The following is a 2,769-nucleotide window of genomic DNA, read 5'->3' on the forward strand; positions in this document are numbered from 1 at the left end:
AGACTATTAAGAGCCACTATACTACTTTCGAATGCAGCATTCATATTCATATCCATTGTGTGTGTAATAAAGGGACGCCGACGAATATTCTAGTAAATCTAAGTGATGGGTGCTAGCTATGAAAATTATACCAAGATCATAAATTTAAAAAAACATAGCGATACCTTTTAAAATAACTCATCGAATCGTATCTGTCGCATGTAGTTGATGTTAGTTGCGAACGCTATGGACAGTTCATTTTCAACCAATGGCCAACTCATGCAAAAGATGGATTACAACAAAGTATCCACTTTTTAATTTATTGACTGAAGCAACTGTAACTTAGAGCGCGTTCAGCCGAAAATCCCCTTTGGCGCTGCCGGTGGGTGACAACTTTTGACAACTCAATCTGAACGCCAGCGTCCGGGCAAACCAGAACAGCGATCTGAAAGAGGCTCGAGGATGGTTGCAAAGGGGGAGTGCTTAACACCTCCCCTTCCCGAGTTCGTGTACCTGAAGTTTTCTAAAGCGGTAGCGGTTGACACTTTACCCCTAGTTTTCCCTAGTAAGGCATAACAAACCATGACAGGCTGACACCTGCCCTGCTTCGCATCAGGATTAACAAAAGCTAACAACCAAGGCTCAACAAATCTCAACGCCAGCCCTTTACACTTCTGCCGTAGCTGCTGTTCGAAGGCGTCAGGATCCGTTAGGTTGGGTTGACACTTTTCCCAGTTTCTCACGAAAAGTGTCAAGTTTGAGGGGCTGGGGGGTTTACAGTTTTTCGCCGTCCAGCAGGCAGAGTGACATTAAACCAGTTTTGTTCCAGTCATCCAGCGTATCGGGGTGCATTGTGGCAACGTAAGCCAGCTCAGAACGAAGAAACCGTAAAGCGCCTGCTGCACGGTCTTTGCCAAAGAAGCTGTGGTTTTCTTCATCCGGCCGGAAGAGAATCAGCAATTGTTCATCGGGCTCGTGCTGAACATCAAAACCCAGCTCAGCGGCTGCTGCCTCTATACGCTGGCCAGCATCAATATCAGCCGGCAACTCTTTCCCGCCGTCATGCTTCCATACCCATGCGGCGGCCTGCGCCCACGTCATTTCAGTCTGGTGTTCGCCAGCACCAGCAGAATTTTGTTTAGCCTGCGATGCTTCGACATCCACTTTATCGCCTGAAATTACAATTTCACCGCGGGCTATCCAGCCGTAAACAGTTTGCCGGCTGACGCCCATATGCCTGGCGTAGGCTGATTTACTTAACAGCATTCTGGTGTATCCCTCCGGGCAGAAAAAAGCCGCCCTCAGGCGGCCTGCTTCTCTTCTGAATGTGTCTGCCGCTGGCTGCCTTTGAGCATCGCGCTGACATGTTCGCTTAACTGATCAAGGCCGGTCATGCGGGGCAGAACTTCTGATGGATCGTCGTTCTTCCCGTAAACGAGATGTTTTGCCTGTCCGCTCAAATCCAGATGGTTTCGGATGACGTCCAGCAAATCCGCCTCAGCTTCGGCCTGCTGTACCGGGGGTCTTTCTCTCCTTGCAGTACTCGTGATTAAACTCCCGCATGGCGCTTTCTATTCCTTCTGAAAATTATTTCGGCGTCAGCGGCTTGTCGAAGCCGTTCGTCTCTAAGAATGCCAGCTAAACAGCAGCGGTCAGAAAAATGCGGACAGATAGTAATAAGGCATGGAAGGGAGCACTAAAGCGGGCAGGAATTAGCAATTTCCGCTTCCATGACCTCAGGCATACATGGGCGAGCAGGCTCGTTCAGTCTGGCGTTTCACTTCTGGCGCTGAAGGAAATGGGGGATGGGAGACACTGGAAATGGTTCAACGATATGCGCATTTATCTGCCGGACACCTGACAGAGCACGCGAGCAAAATTGACGCGATTATTGGTCTCAATGCCACAAATACGGCACAGGAGGAGAACGTGGTTTACTTGAATGTAAGATAAGTAATTGAAATAACTGGTGCGATAATAGGAATGGAACCAAACTCACAAACTACTGATAAAGATGAATATTTCACATTTCGAATAATCACATGCCCCCAATAATGCCCCCACTATCACCGAAGCTCAAAAACACGCATAACATATGCACCAATGCCCCTATCATCCCGAATCTGGTTTTGGGAGAGCTTGTAGCTAATGGTATGCCATTTAGTAGAAGCATCTGGTCCGTTTAGAATTGAAGCACTTCAAGCTATAGCTATACCTCTACACTTCAAAGAAGATGAAATACGCCAGCGCTCTTCAAGTCCTATAGATTCTTCTTGCGATATCACTCTATGTACGTATGTCCTCTGATTGCCGAGGCAAGATACTTCAATAGTTTTCTGGCAACTCAAAAGCGAGCACTCAAAATCCCCTGCAAAAGCTTTTTGCCATTACCTTGATGATTTAATGAAGGTAAGAATCTTATAGCTTCAAAAGGGATAAAGAGGTTGAAATCGCTTAAAAAATGATCAATTTTGTTGGGGGTTTGTTCGCTTTTGACTGGTCGGAGAAAGTGTAATGGGTGATGAAAGTCAGAAAAATCATAAAATTAGAGTCGCTCAGTATCTGAGGATGTCCACAGACCATCAACAATTCTCAATCGACAATCAGGCTCTTTATCTAAAAAAATATGCAGAAGATCACAATATGGTGATTGTAGAAACTTATGATGATGAAGGTAAAAGCGGAGTCTCCGCTTCAGGTAGAAAAAACTTCAACAGACTAATAGAAGATGTCGTTACAGGAAGAGAAAAAATAGAAGCTGTTCTTCTTTATGATGTCAGTCGGTATGGA

Annotated in this window: 3 protein-coding genes and 1 pseudogene; 2 read left to right on the forward strand and 2 right to left on the reverse strand. The window is 45.9% G+C overall.

The features are described from left to right. Positions 1 to 753: 753 nt before the first annotated feature. Positions 754 to 1,245 (reverse strand): helix-turn-helix domain-containing protein, encoded by a 492-nt coding sequence (locus tag IM290_RS21435; protein WP_226876081.1) that lies wholly within the window; start codon positions 1,243 to 1,245, stop codon positions 754 to 756. A gap of 35 nt (positions 1,246 to 1,280) precedes the next feature. Then, complete coding sequence (locus IM290_RS21440; protein ID WP_150325786.1) at positions 1,281 to 1,469, reverse strand: hypothetical protein; 189 nt, start codon at positions 1,467 to 1,469, stop codon at positions 1,281 to 1,283. 152 nt (positions 1,470 to 1,621) lie between these two features. On the opposite strand from IM290_RS21440, the pseudogene IM290_RS21445 reads away from it, so the two are divergent. Both IM290_RS21445 and IM290_RS21450 read left to right on the forward strand, forming a co-directional pair. Beyond that, positions 1,622 to 1,932: pseudogene (locus tag IM290_RS21445) on the forward strand (tyrosine-type recombinase/integrase); the annotation flags it as partial. A gap of 561 nt (positions 1,933 to 2,493) precedes the next feature. Next, positions 2,494 to 2,769: recombinase family protein (locus IM290_RS21450; RefSeq protein WP_193354511.1), on the forward strand; the 276-nt coding region annotated here is incomplete at its 3' end.

This window comes from Enterobacter cloacae complex sp. S1, from assembly GCF_014930525.1.
Taxonomy (GTDB): domain Bacteria; phylum Pseudomonadota; class Gammaproteobacteria; order Enterobacterales; family Enterobacteriaceae; genus Enterobacter; species Enterobacter hormaechei_C.